Source organism: Kineothrix sp. IPX-CK, assembly GCF_039134705.1.
GTDB classification, from domain to species: domain Bacteria; phylum Bacillota; class Clostridia; order Lachnospirales; family Lachnospiraceae; genus Kineothrix; species Kineothrix sedimenti.
Map to the genome: position 1 here is coordinate 417,494 of NZ_CP146256.1, position 20,579 is coordinate 438,072.

18 protein-coding genes are annotated in these 20,579 nt (G+C 45.1%); 13 read left to right on the forward strand and 5 right to left on the reverse strand.

Translation table 11 applies throughout. The features are described 5' to 3' along the window. Window positions 1-37: 37 nt before the first annotated feature. From V6984_RS01950 to murC, 4 genes are all read right to left on the reverse strand, one after another. Window positions 38-1,228 (reverse strand): ribose-phosphate pyrophosphokinase, encoded by a 1,191-nt coding sequence (locus tag V6984_RS01950; protein ID WP_342758140.1) that lies wholly within the window; start codon window positions 1,226-1,228, stop codon window positions 38-40. A 32-nt stretch (window positions 1,229-1,260) separates the two neighbouring features. After that, window positions 1,261-2,229 (reverse strand): ATP-binding protein, encoded by a 969-nt coding sequence (locus tag V6984_RS01955; protein WP_342758141.1) that lies wholly within the window; start codon window positions 2,227-2,229, stop codon window positions 1,261-1,263. Window positions 2,230-2,246: 17 nt separating this feature from the next. Next, window positions 2,247-3,344, reverse strand: coding sequence for a DnaD domain protein (locus V6984_RS01960; RefSeq protein ID WP_342758142.1), 1,098 nt, complete (start codon window positions 3,342-3,344; stop codon window positions 2,247-2,249). Window positions 3,345-3,696: 352 nt separating this feature from the next. Further along, window positions 3,697-5,076, reverse strand: coding sequence for a UDP-N-acetylmuramate--L-alanine ligase (gene murC / locus V6984_RS01965; protein WP_342758143.1), 1,380 nt, complete (start codon window positions 5,074-5,076; stop codon window positions 3,697-3,699). Window positions 5,077-5,483: 407 nt separating this feature from the next. Between murC and V6984_RS01970 the strand changes: the two genes are divergently transcribed. The 5 genes from V6984_RS01970 (at window position 5,484) to mfd (ending at window position 12,624) form a co-directional block, all read left to right on the forward strand. Beyond that, a complete protein-coding gene (locus V6984_RS01970; RefSeq protein WP_342758144.1) occupies window positions 5,484-6,758 on the forward strand; it encodes a glucose-1-phosphate adenylyltransferase in 1,275 nt (424 codons plus the stop codon). Next, complete coding sequence (gene glgD, locus V6984_RS01975; protein ID WP_342758145.1) at window positions 6,755-7,873, forward strand: glucose-1-phosphate adenylyltransferase subunit GlgD; 1,119 nt, start codon at window positions 6,755-6,757, stop codon at window positions 7,871-7,873. Before V6984_RS01970 ends, glgD begins: the two co-directional genes overlap by 4 nt. Window positions 7,874-7,909: 36 nt before the next feature. Further along, window positions 7,910-8,185, forward strand: a complete 276-nt coding sequence (gene spoVG, locus V6984_RS01980; RefSeq protein ID WP_031391304.1) for a septation regulator SpoVG — start codon at window positions 7,910-7,912, stop codon at window positions 8,183-8,185. A gap of 258 nt (window positions 8,186-8,443) precedes the next feature. After that, window positions 8,444-9,019: an aminoacyl-tRNA hydrolase gene (pth, locus tag V6984_RS01985; RefSeq protein WP_342759923.1), complete on the forward strand. Its 576-nt coding sequence runs from the start codon at window positions 8,444-8,446 to the stop codon at window positions 9,017-9,019. Window positions 9,020-9,078: 59 nt separating this feature from the next. Further along, complete coding sequence (mfd, locus tag V6984_RS01990) at window positions 9,079-12,624, forward strand: transcription-repair coupling factor (RefSeq protein WP_342758146.1); 3,546 nt, start codon at window positions 9,079-9,081, stop codon at window positions 12,622-12,624. On the opposite strand, the gene V6984_RS01995 is transcribed toward mfd, so the two are convergent. Then, a complete protein-coding gene (locus V6984_RS01995) occupies window positions 12,621-13,391 on the reverse strand; it encodes a GNAT family N-acetyltransferase (protein ID WP_342758147.1) in 771 nt (256 codons plus the stop codon). The two genes, mfd and V6984_RS01995, sit on opposite strands and share 4 nt — an antisense overlap. A 279-nt stretch (window positions 13,392-13,670) precedes the next feature. On the opposite strand from V6984_RS01995, the gene V6984_RS02000 reads away from it, so the two are divergent. The 8 genes from V6984_RS02000 (at window position 13,671) to V6984_RS02035 (ending at window position 20,567) form a co-directional block, all read left to right on the forward strand. Then, window positions 13,671-14,252 (forward strand): RNA polymerase sigma factor, encoded by a 582-nt coding sequence (locus V6984_RS02000; RefSeq protein ID WP_342758148.1) that lies wholly within the window; start codon window positions 13,671-13,673, stop codon window positions 14,250-14,252. Beyond that, window positions 14,221-15,057, forward strand: a complete 837-nt coding sequence (locus tag V6984_RS02005; protein ID WP_342758149.1) for a hypothetical protein — start codon at window positions 14,221-14,223, stop codon at window positions 15,055-15,057. The genes V6984_RS02000 and V6984_RS02005 overlap by 32 nt, the downstream gene beginning before the upstream one ends. Before the next feature lie 151 nt (window positions 15,058-15,208). After that, window positions 15,209-15,643 (forward strand): LytTR family DNA-binding domain-containing protein, encoded by a 435-nt coding sequence (locus V6984_RS02010; RefSeq protein ID WP_342758150.1) that lies wholly within the window; start codon window positions 15,209-15,211, stop codon window positions 15,641-15,643. Between the two features lie 33 nt (window positions 15,644-15,676). Next, entirely contained in the window at window positions 15,677-16,105 is a 429-nt protein-coding gene (locus V6984_RS02015) for a DUF3021 domain-containing protein (protein WP_342758151.1), read from the forward strand. Window positions 16,106-16,265: 160 nt separating this feature from the next. Beyond that, window positions 16,266-17,534 (forward strand): 5-bromo-4-chloroindolyl phosphate hydrolysis family protein, encoded by a 1,269-nt coding sequence (locus tag V6984_RS02020; RefSeq protein WP_342758152.1) that lies wholly within the window; start codon window positions 16,266-16,268, stop codon window positions 17,532-17,534. A gap of 17 nt (window positions 17,535-17,551) precedes the next feature. Continuing rightward, window positions 17,552-18,706: a toxic anion resistance protein gene (locus V6984_RS02025; protein ID WP_425324226.1), complete on the forward strand. Its 1,155-nt coding sequence runs from the start codon at window positions 17,552-17,554 to the stop codon at window positions 18,704-18,706. 27 nt (window positions 18,707-18,733) lie between these two features. Further along, complete coding sequence (locus tag V6984_RS02030) at window positions 18,734-19,630, forward strand: SPL family radical SAM protein (RefSeq protein ID WP_342759925.1); 897 nt, start codon at window positions 18,734-18,736, stop codon at window positions 19,628-19,630. A 124-nt stretch (window positions 19,631-19,754) separates the two neighbouring features. Next, window positions 19,755-20,567: a peptidoglycan recognition family protein gene (locus V6984_RS02035; protein WP_342759926.1), complete on the forward strand. Its 813-nt coding sequence runs from the start codon at window positions 19,755-19,757 to the stop codon at window positions 20,565-20,567. The last annotated feature ends 12 nt before the right edge of the window (window positions 20,568-20,579 follow it).

Here is a 20,579-nt window from a genome sequence, read left to right on the forward strand (position 1 = left end):
TGGATAATAAAATACTTCATCTTTATAGGCCGGAACACTAATCATCCAGCTCCCCGTTCTTATATTTTGCCACAACGTTCTGGATACGTTCGTTAGGATCTAACAAATCACTGATAGAAGCATCGTGGTTCAAGGTATCGATAAGGTATGCAATATACTTGCTCATGTCACAGGTGATGTACCATTCCCTGGAAAGCAGTTCCGGCGTCTGATAGATTAAGTTGGTGGTAAGCACTCTGTCGATGTTCTTGTCCTCAAAGGCCTTGTCAAAACCGGAGAGGCCATTGGTAAAGAGACCGAATGTGGAACAGATAAATACCCGGCCCGCCTTTCTTTTCTTAAGCTCAGCCGCTACTTCGAGAGCGCTTTCGCCGGAGGAAATCATATCGTCGATGATAATCATATCCTTGCCCTCTACGCTGGTTCCAAGGAATTCATGAGCAACAATAGGATTCCTGCCATCTACCACTCTCGTATAATCACGTCTCTTATAAAACATACCCATATCCAGACCGAGCACGTTGGCCATATAGATTGCGCGTCCCATACCGCCCTCGTCGGGGCTGATGACCATCATATGATCTGAATCCAAGGTCAGACCCTGCACATGATGGAGAAGTCCCTTGATGAACTGATAAGTGGGCTGTATCGTCTCGAAACCATGAAGAGGTATCGCGTTCTGTACTCGCGGGTCGTGTGCATCGAAGGTAATGATATTGTCTACGCCCATGGCAACCATTTCCTGAAGCGCCAGCGCACAGTCCAAAGACTCTCTCGTGCTTCTTTTGTGCTGTCTGCTTTCATATAGAAAAGGCATGATAACTGTAATTCTTCTCGCTTTACCGCCTACTGCAGCAATAATTCGTTTCAAATCCTGATAGTGATCATCGGGAGACATGTGATTTTTATGTCCACATAAAGAGTACGTGAGGCTATAGTTTGCCACATCAACAAGGATATAGAGGTCGGTTCCTCTGACGGATTCCATGATAATTCCCTTTGCCTCACCGGTGCCGAAGCGGGGAACCTTCGCGCCAAGAATATAAGATTTACGCTGATAACCTGCAAATGCGAGAGAGTCTTTGTGTTCACTTTCTCTTTCCGTCCTCCAATTTACAAGATAGTAATCAACTTTCTCCCCCAAAGATTTACACCCTTCCAAAGGAATGATGCCTAGAGATCCGACGGGAATGGTCTCAAGATTTCTTTTTTCTTCACGCTTTGCCATGAAAAAATCCTCACTTTCTGCTGCGCAGGTATTTAATTTGCTCTGTTTAGTTTTTTATATATTCGGATATCCGGTCCGGATAATTTACATAATGTATAGTTGCTGGTAATCCTCGAAAATATTCTGTCAGAATAACGCACTCGCAGTTCCTCCAGCGAAAGGTTCGTAGAGATAACTGTGGACTTGTGCCGGATGTGGCGCTCGTTCAGACAAGAAAAGAGCTGGGAAGAAGTATAATTGCCCGTAACCTCCGCACCCAGATCGTCGATGATTAACAAATCGCAGTTATAAATATCGTCGCAAGCTTCACCTAGCCCGTTTTTATTCCTAAACCCATAGGTAAGCTGGGATAAGGTCTCAAAAAAGGAGGAGGAACTGAAATAAAGGACGGAACGGCCCTTTTCGATCAATTCTTTTGCGACGCAGCCGGACAAAAATGACTTGCCAGACCCTACTGTACCATAAAAGAATAAATTTTGATAGATGGAATCAAAATTTTCTATAAATTTCTTGCAAGTGTTTACGGCGTCCATAAAAAGCACGAGATCATCATCCTTATAATATTCATAAGAAAGATTGGAAAAATTCTCATGCTGTAACATCTTGCTGATGTGAGACTGCTCGTAAAGCATGGAAATTTCGAACTGGCGGAAGCAATGACATTTCTGTCCGTCTATGTATCCGGTATCCTTGCATTCGGGGCAATCGTAAACCGGCTCCAGATAATCGGAAGGATAGCCGTAGGAGACCAAAAGGTTCGTCTTGCTTTCAGAAAAATTTTTAATGATCGTTTTCAGATCATCGAGAGCGGAATCGTCCCCGCTTAAAAGCTTTTTCCCATGTTCTACGGAAATGGAGGCTATAGAGTCTTCGAGTTCCTTGTAGCCATCCACATGCTCATAAATATAGGCGCGGCGCTTCTCCAACAAATGCCGGTTCCTGTCCTGCTTTTCCTCATATGTGCGAATAATGAAATTATATTGAACATTATTTAACGTCACAGCGAAGTCTCCTTAAGTTATCGGATTTTTAAGAGTTCCTTTTCCAGCGTCTCGAAGTCATAATCATGCTGCTTGAATTGATTAAAAGCATTGTTCGAAACGGATTTGGGCAGTGTGCGTGAAGTCTTACCGCGCAGGAATTTCTCATCCTCCTTTGCGATATCGGGAAGATGGTGTACACCCGCATTGTGCCAGCTCTTTAGAATAGTATCGGCATATTCGAAACGGTGCTTATCCGTTCCCATGACGGTGCGCTCACAGGCAACGCGGATCACGTCCATGTCAAAATCAAGCTCCTTCGTCCAGTGGCGGATATAATCAGCCTCCTTGGAAGTGGGAGAAGTATTCTTGCCCAGAGCGTTCATGATGTCATAAACGGATTTATCGTATTTGTAAGCATACTTTTCTGCATCTTTTGGATTGGTAATGCCCGACTGTGCCCAGCTGACAGCCACTTTTTCTATGTAACGGAAGTCCTTCTTGCCGCGCTCTACACAGTACTGGACTAAGTAATCAATTAAGTCCACGGAAAAAGCGAGCTTATCCGAAATGAAGAATATGGTTCTCACTTCGGAGGGAGATAAGGTCTTTCCTATGTATTGTTCCACAATAAATAATAATTGCGAGGTTTCTTCTTTTGATTTGAATTCTTTTAACTGGTCTAAGGAATAGGACGGCCTTTCATAAGACTCCTCGCTTAACTGTTTATCCTCAGAAGCGGAAGCCGGTTCTGACACAGCATCTATGTCCGGAGAAACGGGCTCCTTGACGGCTCGTGCCGCTGCCGGAGCGGCAGGCATAGGGTCGCCGTTTATCTGCCGGTTTAAATCGAGAAGATGAATTCCGATTAAATTTCTGGCTTCGTCGTATTCTAATGAAAGAAGGCGATTCTTTTCCCAGTATTTGAGCGCACGCATCACGTCTTTTTCCGTATGGTTAAATTTGTCCGCAATATCGGACAGACTGCAAGATAGATTGGCATTCATCATACGGATAAGATAAATGTATATTTTAAGCTGTGCATCGTTAGCATCCTTCATATATTCGTCAATAAAAATATTGGATACAGCCGTTGCATCCACATAGTTGTCCTTATAAATTGTTAAACGCCCCATTTATCTCACCCGTCTTCATTATATGTTACTGCTCACTCCGTTCTTATATGAACAGTAACCATTATATTACTATACTCATTTCAAAGCAAATTGAATTATAACATACCCCCTCTTAAAAATAAATAGTCAATTTGCCGGAAAACGCCGTAAATACGCCATTTTCCAGAAATGTGGACGATGTGGATAATGTGGATAATTATAGCGGCAGGAAGGATGCACGGTAGGTAAATATATGTAAAATTCATGTAAAAACCAAGGGTTACGGGAGGAATTTCCTAAATGACAGAAAAGCTAAAATATCCACAAATTCTAAAAGGGATAGGGCTCTTAAAATTGTGGATATTGTGGATAGCTATTTTTTTAGAAGATTTTCCCCCACTTTTACGATGTCTCCGGCCCCCATAGTTATCAACAAGTCATTTTTAACACAGCTCTCTGATAAAAAATTCTCGATTTCTTCAAAAGAAGATAAATAGAAGCATTCAGCTCCCAGTTTATTTATTTCCGCTTGAAGATTGGCGGAGCTGATTCCCAGGTTATCAGTCTCTCTGGCCGCATATATATCGGAAAGGACAACCTTGTCTGCAAGGGAAAGAGCTGCCGCGAATTCCTTTAGGAAGGATTTCGTCCTTGTATATGTGTGTGGCTGAAAAACGCACCACAATGTGTTGTGGGGATAATTTTGAGCAGCTTTCAAGGTCGCGGTAATTTCCGTAGGATGATGGGCATAATCATCTATAATGGTAATACCGTCTTTTTTACCCTTATATTCGAAACGCCTGTCGGTGCCTGTAAAATGCAGAAGCGCTTTTTTCACCGTATCGCTGTCGATGCGAAGGACGTCGGCGAGAGCGATGGCAGCCATGGCGTTGTGCACATTATGTTCTCCGGGAACCATAAGGGAAAAGTCTTCGGCTAAATTGTTTCTCCGGTTCAGCGTAAAGGATGCATGAGCCAGCCCGTCAAAATGCAGATCGGAATAACTGTAATCGCAAGAAGGAGTGGAGCCGCAGGTAATGACCCGGCAAGTCAGTCCCCTTGTGATTTCTTCGTAATTATCGATGTCTCCGTTAATGATGAGAGTTCCGTCCTCCGGCAGCAGCTTGGCAAATTTATGGAATGAAGTGCGGATATCATGAATATCTTTAAAGAAGTCGAGATGATCCTCTTCTATGTTAAGTATAATTCCGATCTTCGGAAAAAAGCTTAAGAAGCTATTGGTATATTCACAAGCCTCCGTCACGAAATATTCGGACTTGCCTACCCGGATATTGCCTCCGATGGTCTTAAAGATGCCGCCGATGGAAAGTGTAGGATCGCAGTCGTTCTCGAGGAGAATCTCCGATATCATAGAGGTGGTAGTAGTCTTGCCGTGGGTGCCGCTGACGGCGATGGGAAGCTTGTAGTTTTTCATCATCTGCCCGAGAAGCTCGGCTCTCGACAGATGGGGAATACCCATTTCCTTCATGGCGATAAACTCGGGATTATCGGGATGGATGGCACTGGTGTACACGATGAGGTCGATATCATAGGTCAGATTCTCTGCTCTTTGTCCGTAGTGGACAACCGCTCCCTTCTCCTTTAAGGCTTCGGTCAGAGGCGATTGTCTCATATCCGAGCCGGATACTCTGAAGTCCTCCGTCAGAAGAATCTCGGCGAGACCGCTCATGCTGATGCCGCCGATGCCGATGAAGTATATGTGAATAGGGTGTTGAAAATCAATGTTGTACATAACCGCACTTCCTGTTCTTTTTATGCTTATACTGTATTGCCCGGAGCGGACGATATGTCTTTTCCCTTGGACGATACGCATACTATATTATACTCACATAGCCGGAAAAAACCAATAGCAATTTGAGTCGGAAATTGTCGGAGAAGGAAACAAGCCCCGTAAAATGGCACGTTTTGACTAAAAGTGACCGTATGATACGCAAGAAACTCCAAAAAAATATATAAAATATACAAATAAATTTCTTTAAATGTAAAAATATTGTAAAAAACTTACATAAAAAATGCCGTAAATTGAAAAGTATTTTGTAAAAAATATTCACTTTCTTAGTATAATATGGTATAATCTAAAACACAATATAGTAATTACTTAAGTGTGACTAACAGGTAAGACTGATAAGAGGTGATGACATGATTAAAAAAGAAATGATTGCCATGTTGTTAGCTGGGGGACAAGGAAGCCGTCTGGGGGTTTTGACATCGAAGGTGGCAAAGCCGGCGGTAGCCTTCGGGGGAAAATACAGAATTATCGATTTCCCTCTCAGCAATTGTATTAACTCCGGTGTGGATACGGTGGGAGTATTGACCCAGTATCAGCCTCTTAGGCTGAATACACACATAGGAATAGGTATTCCGTGGGACCTTGACAGGAATATAGGAGGTGTAACGGTGCTTCCGCCTTATGAGAAGAGCACCAACAGCGAATGGTATACGGGAACGGCTAACGCTATTTATCAGAACATTGATTATATCGACAGCTTCAATCCGGACTACGTGCTGATACTTTCAGGAGATCACATCTATAAAATGGATTACGAGGTAATGTTAGACTTTCACAAGGAGAACAACGCTGAAGTAACGATTGCGGTCATGCCGGTGCCGATGGAGGAAGCGAAGCGGTTCGGCATCATGATCACCGATGACAGGAAGCAGATAACGGATTTCGAGGAGAAACCCGAGAACCCGCGAAGTAATCTGGCTTCCATGGGGATTTACATATTTAGCTGGAAGGCTCTGAAGAATTCCCTGATCATGAATTCGGAACAGCCGGCGCTGGATTTCGGCAAGCATATCATTCCATATTGCCATAGGCAGGGCTCGCCGCTGTACGCATATGAATTTAACGGCTACTGGAAGGATGTAGGAACACTCAGTTCTTACTGGGAGGCCAACATGGAACTTATAAACATTGTGCCTGAGTTCAACCTGTATGAAGAATATTGGAAAATATACACGAGAAGCACCATACTGCCGCCCCAGTACATATCCTCCGAGAGTGTGATCGAAAAGAGTATCATCGGAGAGGGCTCCGATATTCATGGCGAGATATACAATTCCGTAATCGGCTGCGGCGTTGTCATCGAGAAGGGGACCGTGGTGAGGGATTCCATCATCATGAACGAGACGCATATCGGTTCGGGCTGTGAGTTGAACAAGGTAATTATCGCGGAGAATGCGGACATCGGGAACAATGTAAGGATGGGGATTGGCGATGAGGTTCCTAATGAGACAGATCCGCACATCTACAATGTAGGAATGGTTACAGTGGGGGAGAAGAGTGTGATTCCTGAAGGAGTGACCATAGGAAAGAATACCGTAATCTTTGGAGTCACAGCGCTGGAGGACTACGAACAGGCAAATCTTTTAAGCGGGAGAACATTGATAAAGGCGGGTGAAGAACATTGAGAGCGATTGGTATTATTTTAGCAGGCGGCAACAATCACAGAATGAAAGAATTATCCCAGAAGCGCGCGGTATGTGCGATGCCTATTGCAGGAAGCTATAGAAGCATCGACTTTGCTCTTAGCAATATGTCTAACTCGCATATTCAAAAGGTGGCGGTATTTACACAGTACAATGCCAGAAGCCTGAACGAACACTTAAGCTCCTCCAAATGGTGGGACTTCGGCCGCAAACAGGGCGGATTATTCGTCTTTACGCCGGCAGTTACGGCGGAGAGCAGTTACTGGTACAGAGGAACGGCGGATGCTATTGCCCAGAACCTTACCTTTTTGAAAAACAGCCATGAGCCGTATGTAGTAATCGTCTCCGGTGACGGTATTTATAAGATGGATTACAACAAAGTGCTGGAATATCATATCGATAAGAAGGCGGATATTACGGTTGTATGTAAGGACATGCCGGAGGATATGGATGCGGGAAGGTATGGCATCATCAAGATGAATGAGGAGAGCCGTATCGAGGAATTTGAAGAAAAGCCTATAATGGCCAGATCCAGCACCGTTTCCTGCGGTATTTACATAGTAAGAAGGCGCCAGCTTATAGAGATGATAGAAAAGGGTATGGAAGAGGATCGTTATGACTTTGTAAAGGACATTCTTATCCGTTACAAGAATATGAAGAGGATATACGGCTACAAAATCAAGTCGTACTGGAGCAACATAGCGACAGTTGAGGACTACTTCCATACGAATATGGATTTTTTGAAGCCGGAGATCAGGGACTATTTCTTCAAACAGTATCCCGACGTATATTCCAAGGTGGATGATCTGCCTCCTGCGAAATACAATGTGGGAGCAAATGTGAAAAACAGCCTGATTTCCAGCGGAAGCATTGTAAACGGCACGGTAGAGGACTCCGTTATCTTTAAAAAGACATACATCGGAAATAATTGCTACATAAAGAATTCCATTATTCTGAACGATGTCTACATCGGGGACAATACACATATTGAAAACTGCATAGTGGAGAGTAGGAATACCATCAGGGCCAATTCCTACCATAAAGGCGAGGAAGGTATTAAAGTTGTGATAGAGCATAATGACAGATATGTCATATAGCGACAAACCTATGATTAGCCAAGGGGGATAAACGACATGGATATTACAGACGTAAGAGTGCGTAAGATCACGAAGGAAGGAAAGATGAAAGCAATTGTATCGATTACCTTGGACGAAGAGTTCGTAGTTCACGATATCAAGGTGATTGAAGGAGAGAAGGGGCTTTTCATTGCAATGCCGAGCAAGAAAGCGACAGATGGAGAATACAGGGATATCGCCCATCCGATCAATTCCAGCACAAGGGAGCGGATTCAGGCGACCATACTGGAGAGCTATGAAAAAGCGCTTTTGGAGCCGGACGAAGAAGAATAGGATAAGAATAAAAAAAGAACAAAGAAAAACATGCGATAAAAACGGGAATGCTCTAAATGGGCATTCCCGTTTTTACGTAATAGATAGATATCAGCACTCTTTTGATTCCTCCTGAATAATAGCTTGTTGAAATGTAGAAGGTTTAAGGTTAAAATGATGTGTAAGCGTTAACGGATGATAGGAGAAATAAGGTTGAATAAAAATGCGTATTCAACTATTGATTTGAGTGCGCGTCGCAACGTGCAGATGGGTATAAAGATGTTTATTATTGCAGGCCTGGGAAATCCGGGAAAAGAATATGAAAATACAAGACATAATGTAGGTTTTAAGGTGATAGATGTCCTTGCGGATAAATATAATATAAGTGTAGCCGAATTGAAGCATAGAGCGATGATAGGGAAGGGCTATGTGGGCGGTCAGAAGGTAGTTCTGGTGAAACCGCTCACGTTCATGAACCTGAGCGGAGAAAGTATCCGCCCGGTTATCGATTATTATAAGGTGGAAGCAGAGAGCGATCTGATCGTCATTTCGGATGACATCAGTCTGGAACCGGGGCAGATCCGTATCAGGAAAAAAGGGAGTGCAGGAGGACATAACGGGCTGAAGAACATTATAAAGCAGCTTGGACACGACAACTTTCCGCGAGTGCGCATAGGCGTGGGTGAGAAGCCGAAGAATTATGATCTCGCTGACTGGGTGTTGGGACACTTCAATAAAGAGGAAAAAGCGGCGGTGGATGAAGCGTTGGACAAGGCAGTAAAAGCGCTGGAAATCATGCTGGCAGACGGGGCGGATACCGCCATGAATGAATTCAACCGCAAGGTATCGTTATAAATATAATAGATGGACGATGGCCGCAAGGAACAAAAAATAACCAGGAGAGGAATACTTAGATGAGGACATTTACCGCACCCTTGTACGAGCTGGGTGAATTCGAAGAAATTACAAAGCTCCTTAGTAAGCCACAGGCGGCAGTGTCGCTGATGGGATGTGTGGATTCGCAGAAGCTTCATATGGCATATGGGCTCAGCGAGGGCTTCAAATATAAAATCATTGTTACTTATAACGACCTGAGGGCGAAGGCGATATTTGAAGATTGCAAATTATATGACAGGAATGTCACAATGTATCCGGCAAAGGATCTGATCTTTTATCAGGCGGACATTCACGGCAACCAAATCGTTACGGAAAGAATAAAGGCGCTAAGAAGAGTGATCGAAGGCAGACCGCTTACGGTGGTGACTACCTTCGATAGCTTTATGACGCCTCAAGTGCCTCTGTCCGTTTTGGAAAAGAATGTGATTCGCATAGACTGCCAGGCTTCTGTGAACGAAAGAAAGCTTGCCCAGAAGCTTGTGGAAATGGGATATGAGAAGAACTATCAGGTGGAGGCACCGGGACAGTTCTCCATTCGCGGCGGCATTGTAGATATTTTTGATTTGACGGAAGAGAATCCTTATCGAATCGAACTGTGGGGAGAAGAAGTAGAATCTATCCGGAGCTTCGACATCTTAAGCCAGCGTTCCATAGAAAGGCTGCAGTCCATCCGCATTTATCCGGCTACGGAAATGGTCCTTACCGCTGAGGAAATGAAAAAGGGTATGGAGCGGGTAGAAGCAGAGTCCCGAAAATGCGGGGACAGATTCCGAAAGGAGTTTAAAACCGAGGAAGCGCACCGCATTACCTCGCAGATTAAAGAGCTGAAGGAGCAGATTTTCGAGTTCAAGGAGGCGGCAAATCTGGAAAGTTACATACGCTATTTCTATCCGGAAACGGTTTCCTTTATGGAGCTCTTCGATAAGGACAAGAGCTGTATCTTTATCGATGAACCGGCACGGGTGAAGGAACATGCGGATGCGGTGGAACTGGAATTCAGGGAAAGCATGATGCACCGGATGGAAAAGGGTTACGCTTTGCCCGGGCAGGCGGATCTCCTGTTCGGCTCGGAAGAGGTGGCTGCCAGGATGGCGAAGAACAGAGTGGTGACCTTGGCGGCGATAGACTTGAAGAACTCGCTTTTCAAAGCGGATAAGAAGTTCGATATCGGAGCGAAGAGCGTCGCTTCCTATAACAACAGCTTCGAGGCTTTGCTTAAGGACTTGAAGCGGTATAAGAAGGGCGGGTACCGGGTTCTTCTTTTATCCGGTTCAAGAACGAGGGCGAAGCGGCTGGCGGAGGATTTAAGAAATGAGGAGCTGACCGGTTTTTACAGTGAGGATCCCTTTCGGGAAATACAGCCGGGAGAGATAATGACCTTCTACGGCCGTGCGCAGAAGGGTTTCGAATACCCGCTGATAAAGTTCGTCGTTATTTCGGAGAGCGATATTTTCGGCGCGGAAAAGAAGAAAAAGCGGAAGGTCAAGAAATATGAAGGTCAGAAGATCAACGGTTTCAATGACCTTAAGGTGGGAGATTTCGTAGTCCATGAAAATCATGGACTTGGCATCTATAAAGGAATTGAAAAAGTCGAAGTAGAAAAAGTGGTCAAGGACTATATTAAAATCGAATACCGGGACGGAGGGAATCTCTATATACTCGCCACCGGTCTGGATGTGATCCAGAAATATGCCTCAGCCGATGCCAGAAAGCCGAAGCTCAATAAGCTGGGCACGCAGGAATGGAGCCGGACGAAGAGCAAGGTAAAAGGGGCGGTAAACGAGGTGGCAGGAGACCTTGTGGAGCTGTATGCGGTAAGACAGCAGAGAGAAGGTTTTGTCTATGGAAAAGATACGGTATGGCAGCAGGAGTTTGAAGAGATGTTTCCCTACGAGGAGACGGAGGATCAGATGACGGCCATCGCGGCGACGAAAAAGGATATGGAAAGTGCGAAGATCATGGACCGCCTCATTTGCGGAGACGTAGGCTACGGCAAGACGGAAATTGCCATTCGTGCGGCGTTTAAAGCGGTTCAGGAAGGTAAGCAGGTCGTATACCTGGTACCTACCACCATTTTGGCACAGCAGCATTACAACACGTTTGTACAGAGAATGAAGGATTTTCCGGTACGCGTGGATCTGCTTTCCCGTTTCCGGACGCCGGCGGAACAGAAGAAAACGGCAGAAGACCTGAGAAAAGGCCTTGTGGACATCGTCATCGGCACCCACCGGGTGCTTTCCAAGGATATTGTTTTCAAGGATCTCGGACTTCTTATTATCGATGAGGAGCAGCGTTTCGGAGTGGCTCATAAAGAAAAGATAAAGAATATGAAGGAAAATGTGGATGTGCTTACCCTCACGGCTACGCCTATACCGAGAACACTCCATATGAGCCTTATCGGCATCCGTGATATGAGCGTACTGGAGGAGGCACCGGAGGACCGTCTTCCGATCCAGACCTATGTACTGGAATATAATGAGGAAATGGTAAGAGAGGCTATCGTCAGGGAGCTATCCAGAGATGGCCAGGTTTACTATGTCTATAACAGGGTAAATAATATCGCAGATATTGCGTCGGGAATCGCCGAGCTCGTGCCGGAGGCGAACGTTGCTTTCGCTCATGGCCAGATGAAGGAGCATGAGCTGGAAAAGATTATGTATGACTTTATCGGAGGTGAAATCGACGTACTGGTTTCCACTACGATTATAGAGACCGGTCTGGACATCTCTAATGTGAATACGATGATCATCCATGACTCCGACAATATGGGACTTTCCCAGCTTTATCAGCTCAGAGGGCGAGTAGGACGTTCCAACCGCACCGCCTATGCGTTTTTGATGTATAAGCGGGATAAGATGCTGAAAGAAGTTGCGGAAAAACGTCTTGCGGCTATCAAGGAATTTACCGATTTGGGCAGTGGCTTTAAAATTGCCATGAGGGATTTGGAAATACGCGGTGCGGGCAATCTGCTGGGCTCGAAGCAGCATGGACATATGCAGGCGGTAGGATATGATTTGTATTGCAAGATGCTGAACGAGGCGGTAAAGAACCTAAAGGGAATGAAAACGGAGGAGGATTTCAATACCTCTGTGGATTTGGATGTGGATGCATTTATTCCGCCGTCCTATATCATGAATGAATTTCAAAAACTGGATATTTATAAGCGGATCGCAGGTATCGATAATAGTGCGGAAAGCGATGATATGAAGGAGGAATTGCTGGATCGTTTCGGAGAAATCCCTAAATCGGTGGATAACCTCCTAAGAATCGCTTTGGTGCGTGTAAATGCCCACAAGCTTTACATGCCTGAGGTGCGGGGACAAAATGGCGAGATACGCTTTTTGCTGAACTCCGATGCAAAAATAAGAGCGGAGAATATCCCCGCCCTTTTGAAAAAATATCCCAAGCTTTCATTTAACGCCAAGGGTACTCCCTTTTTCCTCTTCCGCTACAAAAAATGTGCGGTGGTAGAGAAGGATGCGGAAAATCTGCTGACGCTGACTGAAGAGCTGCTCTCGGATATGAAGAAAATACTGCTCGATGAAAGCGCCGCTTTGGATTAAGATTTTTCTATTACAATATAGGTGACATACGCTTCGCCCAGCTGATACCCAAGCCTCTCTGCCAGCATTACGGACTCCTTGTTCATGGCGTCCCAGCTGGGATAAAGCCCCCGCTCCAAGCATTCCAAGATCAAGCGGGAGGCGCAGATGAGAGCGAGGCCCTTTCTGCGGTATCCGGCGAGGGTGTCCACTTCAATTTCGATACCCTTATCATAGACGGTATAAGAAGAGGCCCCGGAAACGATGGCGTCTTCGCACATAACGACAAACCCCAGCCCATGTTTTTCATAGGCTTCGTAGCTGCCGAATACGGAACATAAGTCTCGAAGCTGCTCCATCATCAAAAGACGGCGGTAGATAGCTTCATCTATCTTACGGAGAGAATATCCGCCGGGAAGATTTGCAATATTGCCGGAAAGCGTTTCTTTATGGAATGCTTCCGGTTTTTTTATGGTATAACGCATAAATCGTTCAAAGCTTTCAGGATAAGCTTCTTCGATAAGAACGTCCCACCCAGGACTTTCCGGAATGAGAAGCAGAAGGCCGGAAGGTGAATCCACATGGATATTGTCTGTAAGTTCACGATTGGGGACACCTGTAAAAAAGCAGAAATCTCCTACGATAATCTGGGCACTGGATGGATGCTCCGGGTTATCGGTCCAAGCCCTTCCCATGTACCCTTGAAGGCAGGACCGGATGATAGTGTGGGCGGCGTTTGAAAAAAGCGGGGCGATTTTAGACATATCCTTTCTCGATAGTTCGTACATGTACATCCTCCTTTTATTCCCTTGAGCAATGAGCCGGGTGCAAGCCTGCCTGCATTTGGCGAATGCCGCGAGGGCCAAATATCCCGCAGCTTGCCGGGGTATTGACTTACATAACGATTTTTAATTTCAGCATTGATAAAAAGTGTAACAAAGGACGAAGCCCAGTGCAAGTGGTTATGCTGAAATAAAAATAGATTGATCAGAAAATGAACCTTTTTCATAAAAGAATGCTCTTATAGTCAGATACGTATCGGAAAGAAGAGGAAGGAGTCCAAGGTCGTGGAAGAATTAAGACTGGTGCAGCAGCTAAAAGGCGGAGATAAGGCGGCCTTTGACGCTCTGTATGAAAATTATAAAAATATACTTTTGCGCATGGCATATCTGGTGAGCGGCAATAGGAATGATGCCGAGGACATCGTGCAGGAGACGTTTGTAAAATGTTATCTGCATATCGGAGAACTGAAAAAGGACGAGGGTTTTCGGCCTTGGCTTTTTCAAATATTGTACCGTACGGCATATAGACAGACCAAGAAGCGCGGCAGGGAAATTCCTGACGAGGATATCGACATGCAGGCGGAGGCCACGGACGGAGTCACCTCTCTGGATAAGCTTGTGAGAAATGAGACGGAAAAAATGATAAGCGATGCGGTACAGGGCTTAGATATCAAGCATCGGACAGTAATCGTTCTGTATTATTACAATGAGCTGTCCGCAGGAGAGATCGCGAAGGTGATCGGATGCACGCAGGGAACCGTAAAATCCAGACTGCACAATGCGAGAAAAAAGTTAAAAGGAATATTGAAAGCGCAGGAGGAAGGAGGCAAAGAATATGAAAAGCAAAAAGGATTGCATTATTCATAAGGAGTGGGATGAAAAGGATGAAACATTGAAGGAAGCCCTTTGTGAAATGAGCGGACGGATAAGTGCCTCCGAAAGCTTGAAGCGGCAAATTGACAGCCGGCTTTTTAAAGACGAGAAAGGAAGGACTATTTCTATGAAGAGATTCAGTGTGAAGAAAGTAGCGATCGGAGTGGCGGCAGCATGTCTTGTGTTGGGAACGGCGTCGATCGCAGGAAGCGGGATTAAAAATTATGTGAGTCACGGCTCCATAATCCCGGATTATACGAAGTTTGAGGATTTGGAAAAGGCGGAAGAAGAGGCAGGGTATCGGATAGATGCAGTAGAAGCCTTCTCCAACGGCTATAAAATGAACGGCATCTATATATCAGAAACTGCGATACAAAATGAGGCAGGGCAAAAGGAGGATGAGCAGAAAGAAATCGATATCTTTTACAAGAAAACAGGAGCTAAAGAAATTTCCTCTTCCGCTTGTAAGCTGTTTGCCGGCGAAACCCCGGAAACGGTTTTAAATATTTCTGCTGCTGATAAAACAATGCAGTGCGGCGATATTACCCTGATTTTCAATAAGACCACATTCAAATTCGTTCCGCCCGATTACAAATTGACCGAGGAGGATGAGAAGGCGCAGGATAGCGGAGCTTTAGCAATTTCCTACGGTACCTCTGAGGTGGAAATTAAAGAGTTTTTTTCTGTGGGATGGGTGAAGGACGGAATTGTATATAATCTGAGTGGTTTTGACCTTGCGCTTACCGCGGACGAAATGCTTGGCATGGCGAGAGAGATAATCGAAAGCGGGGCAAAATAATAACCGGAAGAAGCTTTTTGCAGAAGGCAGATGAGAATATATGCAGCTCATCTGCCTTTTTTTGCCTGTTACTCAAAAACGACTGACAAAGGAGAAAAAAACGGTTATTCTAATATCGAACCGGTTTATGAATATAATGGGAGGCGGGATTGTGAAGGTTGAAATAAAACTATCTGCGGATATAAAAGAACCATATGCTGTGATTTATGCAAATGCGGTAACTGAAGAGGTACAGCGCGCTGCGGAAGCTTTTGAAATGAAGGGAAGCGTAATCACCGCAAAAGAAAACGAGAAAATAGTTATCTTGGACGGGGCGGAAATCTATATGGTGCGTGCGGAAAACAAGGAGGTTTTCATTTACGGCAGGGATAAGAAATATTTGTCAAGAAAGAAGCTTTACGACCTGGAATATATGCTGGGAGAGAATTTCATGAGGATTTCCAAGACTACCATTGTGAATCTGAAGAAAATTGACAGTGTGGAGCCGGCCTTTAACGCCATGATGTACCTCGTGATGAAGAACGGCTGCAAAGATTATATTACAAGAACTTATCTCATGGAATTCAAGAAGTACCTTGGAATTTGAAACGTGATCAATAAAAGAAAGTGAGGAAAAATTATGTTTAGAAAAATAGTTAGATTGGTATGTATCGGCATCTCCTGGGGATGTACCATTTCCTGTCTGATTTCAATGGCAGGATATACCATTATGGGAAATGAGTGGTTTTTATCTTCTCCCAGAGGCTTCAACACTCAGATAGCGGCTTCGATGATCGTGGGTCTGGGCTGGAGTCTTCCAACTGTGGTATATGATAACGAAAGGCTCTCCAGAGTGCAGCAGCTTTTGATCCATGGAGCGATAGGTTTTATCGTGTATATTCCGGTGGCCTTTTATATGCAGTGGATACCCTTAGGAAATATTTCCCTTATGCTTGCAAGCATCCTGATAGCGATAGTCAGCGCGTTTATTGTTTGGCTTTGCTTCTATTTCTATTACAGGGGCGAGGCCAGGGAAATCAATCGGGAAATTAAGGAAAAGGGTTTATAGGAGCTGATATAACATGCAGGAGAGGCGAGAAAAGTCTCTCCTGTATTTGCATGAAAATAGCTACTCGCTTCTTGTACTTTACACCGCCTGTATGCTATACTACTAAAGTAAATTTCTATAGATTGATTTTAGTATAATAAGAACGGCGGAGAATGGTAAAATGAACGATATGGATTTTTCCAATTGGGGGCGGGATATTGGAGAAAAAATTGATAAATTCGTAAAGTCCAAGGAAGTTACGGAATTGCAGGAAAATATCAGAGCGACGGTGGAAAACACCATGCAGGAAGTGAGCCGTTCCGTAAAGGAAGCTACTGATAATGCGAATAAGAGTGCGGGTCAGAACAGAAGTAAACCGTATCAGAGCGTGCCTCCGAAAAAAAACTATCAGGATACCTACCGCACGGGCCAGTACGCGAAAACCGCGCAGCCTATGAAGGAATATCGAAATAACCGCCAGCTCCCGGTAATGAGAAGTCCTCAGGGGAGCGTATCCGGCGTGCTGCTTACCGTGTTCGGAAGTCTTGGTGCGGTGCTATCGTGGAGCTATGCGCTGGTGGCATATTCACTATCCTTTGTCGCGGTCAATCTGTTCGGAATAGGAGCCATATCCATAGAGATACCGTTGGTGTTAGGCTGTATCTGCACGGCGGCAGCCGCAGCGGGCGGATTTTTGAGGCGCAGAGTGAAGAGATTTAAAAAATATGTAAAGGCTATGGGAGTGAAGGATTTTCATTCCATAGAGAGCCTTGCTAAGATAGTAGGAAAAAAGGACAAGTTTGTCATCAAGGACTTAAAGCGCATGATAAGGCGCCGGTGGTTTCGCGAGGGACATCTGGACCGTCAGGAGACCTGCTTCATGCTGACGGACGAATCCTATCAGATGTATCAGGATGCACAGAAAGAGCTGGAACGCCGCAAGGAGGAGGAACAACGTCTTTCCAAGGAGAAGGAGCTGTTAGAGCAGGACCCGGTGAGAAAGCAGCTTATGATAACTGTGGAAGAAGGAAAGGAATATATCAGGCGCATCAAGGCTGCTAACGACAGTATGCCGGATGAGGAGATTTCCGGCAAGCTTTTCCGTCTGGAGAGGATTTGTACCCGTATTTTTGAGCATATAGAGCAGAACCCGGAGAAGCTGTCCGATATACGCAGGTTCATGAGCTACTATATGCCTACTACGCTTAAACTGGTGGAGGCATATCAGGAATTCAGCGAGCAGCCGGTCCAGGGAGATAATATCACCACCGCGAAAAAAGAAATTGAAGAAATGCTGGACGATATAAACGGAGCCTTTGAAAAGATGTTTGACAAGCTTTTTGAGGATGACGCGATGGATATTTCCACGGATATTTCCGTATTGTCTACTATGCTGGCACAAGAAGGGCTTTTAAAGGATGAATTCAAAAAAGAGAATGAGGGAGAATAAAGGAGCAGATTATGGTAATGGAAGAGAACAGAAATGATGTACCGGTTTTAACATTAAGTCCATTTGAAGATTTGGCGAAAGAACCGGCAGCGCCGGCAGTGATTCCGCCTTCCGGTGCGGAGAAGCAGGAACAGATCGAGGTTTTTGATGAGAGTACGTTTACGCCTGAAGAACGCAGGATGGTGGACGATTTCGCTTCCAAGATCGATTTGAACAATTCTACTGTAATTTTGCAGTACGGAGCGGGATCCCAGAAGAAAATCGCGGATTTTTCCGAGACTGCGCTTTCCAACGTGCGCAGCAAGGATTTGGGAGAAATCGGAGAGCTTTTATCCAGCGTGGTATACGAGCTGAAAAAGTTCGACGAGGAGGAAGAAAAAGGCTTTCTCGGAGTGTTTAAAAAGGGCAGCAATAAAATTGCCTCTATGAAGAGCAAGTACGACAAGGCAGAAGTCAATATAGGCAAAATATGCGGTGTTTTAGAAGACCATCAGATCCAGCTTTTAAAAGATACGGCGATGCTTGATAAGATGTATGATCTGAACAAGAATTACTTTAAGGAGCTTTCGATGTACATTCTGGCGGGCAAGAAAAAGCTCGGCAAAGTAAGGCAGGAGGAGCTTCCTGTTCTCATGGAGAGAGCTCAGGCGAGCAATCTGCCTGAGGATGCGCAGGCAGTGAACGATTTTGTGGCACAGTGCGACCGTTTCGAGAAGAAGATTCATGATCTGGAGCTGACCAGAATGGTATCCATCCAGATGGCTCCGCAGATCCGGCTGGTACAGAGCAACGATACGATCATGTCGGAAAAGATTCAGTCTACCCTCGTGAACACGATTCCTCTCTGGAAGAGTCAGATGGTGTTAGCGCTTGGCATTACCCATTCTTCTCAGGCGGCTCAGGCGCAGCGGGAGGTTACGGATATGACCAATGAGCTGCTTAAGAAAAATGCGGCGGTGCTGAAGGTGGCTACGGTAGAAACGGCCAAGGAGGCGGAGAGAAGTATTGTGGATATCGAGACGCTGAAACAGACCAACGAGTCTTTGATCTCCACATTGGATGAGGTGGTAAGGATTCAGGCGGAGGGACGCCAGAAGAGAAGAGAGGCGGAAGTGGAGCTTCAACGCATTGAAGGCGAGCTGAAGAATAGGCTGCTGCAGATGCAGGTGTAAAAGTCCATGGATGAGGCATAGTGCATGATGGAATATATTCCGGCAAAAACGATCATAACCAAGACGAAGAACGGTGAATGGTTTGGTACGGATTATAATATGAATATATATAAGGGCTGCTGTCATGGCTGTATTTACTGTGACAGCAGATCGGAATGCTACCATATTGAAGACTTTGACAAGGTGCGTGCCAAGGAAAATGCGCTGCAGATAATCCGTGACGATTTGCGCCGCAAGGTGAAAAAGGGAGTGATAGGCACCGGGGCTATGAGCGACCCTTATAATCCTTTTGAAAAAGAATTGTGTCTGACCAGACATGCGCTGGAACTCATTAACGTCTTCGAATTCGGGGTGGCTATCGCTACCAAGAGCCCCTTGCTCACTCGGGATATCGATATTTTAATGGATATAAGAGAGCATTCTCCGGTGCTTTGCAAGGTGACGATAACTACGGCGGACGATGAACTGGCGGCGAAGCTGGAGCCGGGAGCAGCCGTTTCCTCCAAGAGGTTTGAGGTGCTTTCGAGCTTGCGGGAGAACGGAATATTTGCCGGCATATTGCTTATGCCGGTTTTGCCTTTTCTGGAGGATAATGAAGAAAATATTTTAAATATCGTTCATAGGGCAGCGCAGTGTTCTGTTAACTTTATCTATCCGGCCTTCGGGGTAACGCTCAGGCAGAATCAGAGAGATTATTATTACCAAAAGCTAAATGAGCTGTTTCCCGAAGATAATCTGGTAGGAAAGTACAGAAAGCAGTACGGGGAATACTACGAGTGCCGGTCTCCCAGGTCATCCCGGCTTTATTCGGTATTCGCAGAGGAATGCGAGAAATATGGAATTCTTTATAAAATGAAGGATATCGTACACGTGTATAAGCGGAATTACGGAGAAAATCAACTTAATTTTTTGGATATGATATAGAGCCTCTTAAATCTTAATAATTTATAAATATGTGAACCATTTTTATTCTCGACGTAACTAATTATGTATAATGGATACATAAAAGGCCGGAGAGGGCTGTCCGAGGGGCAGAGTTGTGTTAAAAATGGAAATACATAAGATGCAGATTGAGGATGTGGTCAGGCCGGAGAAGAGAAGACGTGCTCTGACGCAGGAAGAAAGAATCCGCAGAAAAAAGCGTAAGAGAAAAAGAAAATTAATCAGAATGGCGGCCATAGGCATGACTGCCGCATTATCCTTTGCCTTGATCGCAGGGGTTATCGCTCTTGTGCTCTTTGTATCCGGCGGGATCGGAAGACAGGAGAGCATACAGGCGGTGCTAAGTGAAGAAATTCGAACCTTGAAGGATGGAAAGAAGGGCAAGTGGCAGGATTTCTACGCTGCCGAACTGGCTATGCCGGCGATGGACGTAGAGCTGCTTACTGTCAACGAGTTTTCCAGACCCGGAATCGCTTTGCCGGAGGTTAAGAATATTTTCATTCATTATACGGCGAATGCGGGAACAACGGCATTGCAGAATCGAAGCTATTTCGAATCCCTTGCTGAAACACATGAGCGTTCAGCAAGCGCTCATTTTATTATAAGCTGTGACGGAGAAGTGGTTCAGTGCATTCCCACTAAGGAGATTGCCTATGCGGTAATGAAGCGCAATTACGATTCTATCTCTATTGAATGCTGCTATGAAAGGGAGGACGGACAATTTACGGACCAGACCTATCAGTCGTTGATTGAGCTGACGGCATGGCTTTTGCATAAATACGAGCTTGTGCCCGAGGATGTTCTTCGCCACTACGATGAAGGCGGTAAGTTATGTCCTAAATATTATGTGGAAAACGAAGGAGCGTGGGACAAATTTCTTGTGGATTTGAGCCAATATATGGAACAGGCTGCTGAATGAGGCGATGCGGCT